This is a genomic window from Burkholderia sp. E168m22 (genome assembly GCF_001319805.1).
Taxonomy (GTDB): domain Bacteria; phylum Pseudomonadota; class Gammaproteobacteria; order Burkholderiales; family Burkholderiaceae; genus Burkholderia; species Burkholderia orbicola.
In genome coordinates this window covers 1-5,296 of sequence record NZ_BBSK01000008.1, presented here as the reverse complement: position 1 = coordinate 5,296, position 5,296 = coordinate 1, and the positions used below count along the sequence as shown (strand labels likewise).

Sequence of the window (5,296 nt, the reverse complement as noted above, 5' to 3'; positions counted from 1 at the left end):
GACGGCCGCCGCGCCGGTCGTGCCGTGCCCGGCCAACCCGACGTCCGGCGGCGACGCCGGCGCGACGGGCAAGTCCGGCGCATAAGCGAACGCGCACGGCGCGCGGGCGAACGTTCGACACGACGTTCGCCCGCGCGGTATGGAATGGCGTGGTGCAGCCGGCAGCACGCGCGCCCGTCGTCGGCTGCACGCCGCTGCCACCGGCCCCGCGCACAGCCTTCACTGGCCGAACGGCCATGACATTCTTTGTCAAAGCCGCCGGAACCCGCGCCATACAATGCGGTCGGCTTGCGTTTTCCGGCCCGATTGACGATCCTACGCACTTTCAGGCTCGCGCCGTTCGTCGTGCGCGCGAGCCAGCGGCGCCGGGCCGCGCTCGGCCCGACCGCCGTGCCTCCCGGCGCCCGCACGCGAATCGCGTGCACCGCGGCGGGGCAGCCGCATCGCGGGTCCCCGTGCCCCGTCCGGCACCGGCCCCGTCTCACCCGTTCTCACCGGCGTCGCGCCGTTTCCCCGGCCGGCATCCCGAACCCGCCCGTCCCGGGCTTTCGCTATTCCGTTTATGTTTCGTTCCCTGACGACCCTGATCAAGAAGTGGCGCGCGTCGCGCAATGCCGGTCACCAGCTCGATGCGCTGCTCGCCAACGCCGACGCCGACGCGTCGTACGCCGAGCGCAGCGAATGGCTGATCGAGCTCGCGCACTGGCTGCGCCGCAACGGCACGGTGCAGGACGCGCCGGCCGAGCGCGACGCCGACACACGCACGTATCCGGCCCATGCGCGGCTGCGCTACCTGTTCCACGTGCTCGACCGCAACCCCGCGTGGAAAGCGCACGCGGCGCGCATTCTGCGCGGCATCCTGCGCGAGTGCGACGGCATCTCGCTGCTGTGCGACGCCGGCATGCCGGTGCATTCGGGCTTCTTCGGCGCGCTGTTCGAGCGGATCGATTCGTCGCTGATCCCGCCCGCGCCGAACCGCCGCGAGCTGTCGGCGCTGTTCACGCTGATGTTCCCCGCGCCCGAGGACGCGAAATGGATCGACGCGCTGCCCGACGACCTGCTCGCGCGCCTCGCCGGCCTGATCTCGTTCGACGTCACCGAGGAAGAGCGCCACGAGCCCGGCTCGTTCTCGCGCGACCTGCTGGCCGCGCTGCACAACCTGACCTGCCAGATCAGCTCGACCGGCCTGTCGCAGACGGTGCGCAGCCGGCTGTCCGACGACGACGCGCGCAAGCCGCTCGAATCGCAGCCGTTCTACCGCCTCACCCGCGCGATGCTCGCGGTCGAGACCGCGCATGCGGCCGTCGAGGACGGCGGCGACCCGAGCAAGCTGCTGCACGAGGTGAACTACCTGCGCGTGCTGCTCGACGAATGCCGGATCGCCGTCGACGACGTGTTCGCGCACCTGTACCGCAACGGCGTGTCGGTCGACATCGTGTTCCAGGTCGAGCGGATGCGCATGCGCATCCTGCGCGCGGAAACGCTGCTGAACGCATGGATGGCGCGCGACGACCTGCACGGGATGGCGCACCTCACCGCCGAGCTGGTCGATGCGAACCAGAACAGCCAGAGCGTCGCGCATCTCGTGCGCAGCAACTTCTCGCTGTTCGCGCGCAAGCTCGTCGAGACCAACGCTGACACCGGCGAGCACTACATCTCGCGCGGCCGCACCGAGTACCTGAAGATGCTGCGGATGGCCGCGGGCGGCGGCCTCGTCACCGTCGTGACCGTGTGCGTGAAGTTCGCGATCACGGGCGCGCACCTGCAGTCGATGCTCGAAGGGCTGCTCGCGGGCATCAACTACGCGGCCAGCTTTATGCTGATGCACTTCCTGCACTTCACGCTCGCGACCAAGCAGCCCGCGATGACCGCGCCGACGCTCGCGCGCGAGCTCGACGACACCGGCCACGAGGAAGGCGTGAAGACGTTCGTCGCGTCGGTGATCGCGCTGATCCGCACGCAGGCGGCCGCGATTTCCGGCAACGTGCTCGTCGTGCTGCCCGTGTGCCTGCTCGTGCAGCTGTTCGCGAGCAACGTGCTGCACGCGAACCTGATCTCGCCGGAGAAGGCGCACGCGACGCTGCATTCGTTCTCGCTGCTCGGCCCGACGCCGTTCTACGCGGCCCTCACCGGCGTGCTGCTGTGGGCGTCGAGCCTGCTCGCGGGCTGGGCCGACAACTGGTTCGTGCTGCACCGGGTCGGCGACGCGCTCACGTACAACCGCCGGCTGCGCCTGACGCTCGGCGCGACCGGCGCCGCGAAGCTCGCGCATTTCTGCCGCTCGAACGTCGCCGGCGTGGTCGCGAACGTCGGCCTCGGCCTGATGCTCGGCCTCGTGCCGGCGATCGTCACCGTGTTCATGTTCCCGTTCGAGGTGCGGCACGTGACGCTGTCGGCCGGCTCGATCGGGATCGCGCTCGGCGTGCTGGGCAAGGGTGCGCTCGGCACGCCCGAGCTGTGGTGGGCCGCCGCCGGCGTGCTCAGCATGGCGATCCTCAACGTGCTCGTGAGCTTCGCGCTCGCGTTCACGATGGCCGTGCGCTCGCGCAGCCTGCGCCCGACCAAGGTGCGCGCGCTCGTCGCGGCGATCGTCCGCACGGTGCTGTCGAACCCGCTCGCGCTGTTCTGGCCGGCGGCCAACCCCGCCGCGCGCGCCGGCCAGCCGGGCACGCACTGACTTGCGGCGCGGTGGCGGCGCCCGGCCGGGCGCCCCTCGCCGCCCTCCCGGCACGCGCGAGCGGCCGTCGCCCCTACGCCGCCGCGCCGAAACGCCGGCCCCGGTCGCCCGCGCCGCGTACAATAGTGGACTTTTGCACGTCCTCACCCGCCTTATGTCCTCGCCCACCCTGTTCGAATTCTTCGCCCCCTGCCCGCGCGGCCTCGAAGCGGCGCTTGCCGCCGAGCTGGCCGAAATCGCCGGCCGCCACCTGAACGGCGCGCCGTTCACCGCGGGCGCGCAGGTGCCGGGCGGCGTCCATTTCAGCGGCGGCTGGGCCGCCGGCATGGCCGCGAACCTCCATTCGCGCATCGCGAGCCGGATTCTGCTGAAGATCGCGCACGGCCCGTACCGCAACGAACAGGACGTCTACGCGCTCGCGCTCGAGCAGCCGTGGGAACGCTGGTTCGCGTCGACGCAGACGCTGCGCATCGACATCACCGCGATCAAGTCGCCGCTGAAGAGCCTCGAATTCACGACGCTGCGCGTGAAGGATGCGATCTGCGACCGGATGCGGGAGAAAACCGGCTCGCGGCCGAGCATCGACACCGGTGCACCGGACGTGCGCGTGTTCGCGTTCCTGACCGTCAACGAGTGCACGCTGTACCTCGACACGTCGGGCGAGCCGCTGTTCAAGCGCGGCTGGCGTCTCGACAAGGGGGCGGCGCCGCTGCGCGAGAACCTCGCGGCCGGCATCCTGCGCCTGACGGGCTGGACGCCCGGCACCGCGCTGTACGACCCGATGTGCGGCAGCGGCACGTTCCTCGCGGAAGCCGCGCAGATCGCGCTCGGCGTGGCGCCCGGCGTCGAGCGCCGGTTCGGCTTCGAAAAGCTCAAGCAGTACGACATCACCGCGTGGCAAGGGCTGAAGGTGCCGGCGCTCGACGCGAAGCGCGCGGCGCGCGCCAAGCGCGGCGAAGCGCTCGGCGTGTACGGCAGCGACATCTCCGGCGACATGCTCGAGAAGGCGCGCGCGAACCTCGAACGCGCGGGCGTGCCGTCGGTGTGGCTCAAGCAGGTCGACGCGCGCGGGATGACGCCGCCGTGCGACGGGCCGGGCATCCTCCTCGCGAACCCGCCGTACGGCGAGCGGATCGAAGTGCGCGGCCGCAGCGCGCGCGGCGAGGTGCGCGAAACCGGCCGCAACCGCGGCAACGACGACGCATTCCGCCGCACGCACACCGACGCGCCGGACAGCGAGTTCTTCAACGCGCTCGGCGATGCGCTGAAGCAGCGCTTCACGGGCTGGCAGGCGTTCCTGCTGACGTCCGACCGTTCGCTGCCGGGCCAGTTGCGCCTGCGCGAATCGGCCAAGACGCCGCTGTTCAACGGCGCGCTCGAATGCCGGCTGTTCCGCTTCGACCTGATCGCCGGCAGCGTGAAGGCGCGCCCGGCGGCAGCGGAAGGCGACGACGCGTAAGCCAGCCGTTCGCTTCCACACGCAACGACTTCCAGGGGCCGCCATCGCGGCCCCTGTACTTTTGCGGAGCCGGTCAGGGCTTCGACTGCGACCGGCGCGCCATCGTGAACGGCAGCGCATGCCCCGTCTCGAGCAGCGACTTCAGGCTCGACAGCACGACCGGCCAGCCGCCGCGAATCCCGCGATCCCTCTCCGAACCGGACGCGAGCCCGTCGTGCGTGGCGGTCAGCTTCACGACGCCGGCGAGCGGCTCGACCAGACAGATGACAACTCTACTGACAATACGGTGTCAGCAGCCCGCGCTCACACTGCAATCCCGGCGCAATGCAGGCTGGTTTCCACACCGAATCCGCATAACAACGCAAACAACGCAACAAGGAGCTCGTCATGACGTCAGCAACCGCCACTGCCACCCCGGAACGCGCGATCGCCTGGTTCGACATTCCGTCCCTCGATTTCGACCGCGCGATCCGCTTCTACGAAACCGTGCTGCAAACCACGTTGCAGCGCGCGGTCATCGGCGGCGTGCCGATGGCGACGTTCGATCGCGACGCGTCGAGCACGGGCGGCAGCATCGTGTTCGATCCGCAGCAGATCAAGCCGAGCGCGAACGGCGTGCTCGTCTACCTGAACGCCGGCGAATCGGTCGTCGCGGCGCTCGAACGCGCGAAGCGCGCGGGCGGCGTCGTGCAGGGCTCGGTCGTCGAGCTGCCGAACAACTACGGCTACGTCGGCTACCTGATCGACACGGAAGGCAACCGCGTCGGCCTGCACGCGCCGAAATGCCACTGAGCGCAGCGGTCAGCGGGCCGGCGCGGCGCTATCATCGCGAAGTCCCCGTCGCCAGAGGAATCGAGGTGCTGTCATGACCCGCCGTGCCGACCGCCTGTTCCAGATCGCCGAGCTGTTGCGCGGGCGTCGTCTCACGACCGCGCAACAGCTGGCCGACTGGCTGTCGGTGTCGCCGCGCACGGTCTATCGCGACGTGCGCGACCTGCAACTGTCAGGGGTGCCGATCGAAGGCGAAGCCGGCATCGGCTACCGGCTGAACCGCAACGCGAGCCTGCCGCCGCTCACGTTCACGGCCGAGGAGCTGGCGGCGCTCGCCACCGGCGCGCGCATGCTCGAGACCTGGGGCGGCGCGCGCTTCGCGAGCGGCG

General features: G+C 70.5%; 5 protein-coding genes. 4 read left to right on the top strand and 1 reads right to left on the bottom strand.

The window, feature by feature from the left end; all coding sequences use genetic code 11:
* Positions 1-562 precede the first annotated feature (562 nt).
* Entirely contained in the window at positions 563-2,677 is a 2,115-nt protein-coding gene (locus AP428_RS00840) for a site-specific recombinase (protein ID WP_054927368.1), read from the top strand.
* Positions 2,678-2,831: 154 nt separating this feature from the next.
* On the top strand, positions 2,832-4,136 hold the full coding sequence (locus AP428_RS00835; RefSeq protein WP_006476879.1) for a class I SAM-dependent RNA methyltransferase: 1,305 nt from the start codon (positions 2,832-2,834) through the stop codon (positions 4,134-4,136).
* Positions 4,137-4,209: 73 nt separating this feature from the next.
* On the opposite strand, the gene AP428_RS00830 is transcribed toward AP428_RS00835, so the two are convergent.
* Positions 4,210-4,401, bottom strand: a complete 192-nt coding sequence (locus AP428_RS00830; protein WP_082409255.1) for an SRPBCC domain-containing protein — start codon at positions 4,399-4,401, stop codon at positions 4,210-4,212.
* A gap of 122 nt (positions 4,402-4,523) precedes the next feature.
* On the opposite strand from AP428_RS00830, the gene AP428_RS00825 reads away from it, so the two are divergent.
* Positions 4,524-4,928 carry a VOC family protein gene (locus AP428_RS00825; protein WP_006476880.1) on the top strand — a complete coding sequence of 135 codons (405 nt, stop codon included), beginning with the start codon at positions 4,524-4,526 and terminating at the stop codon, positions 4,926-4,928.
* Positions 4,929-5,001: 73 nt separating this feature from the next.
* Positions 5,002-5,296 (top strand): YafY family protein (locus AP428_RS00820; RefSeq protein ID WP_156349286.1); only part of this gene is annotated, 295 nt, incomplete at its 3' end.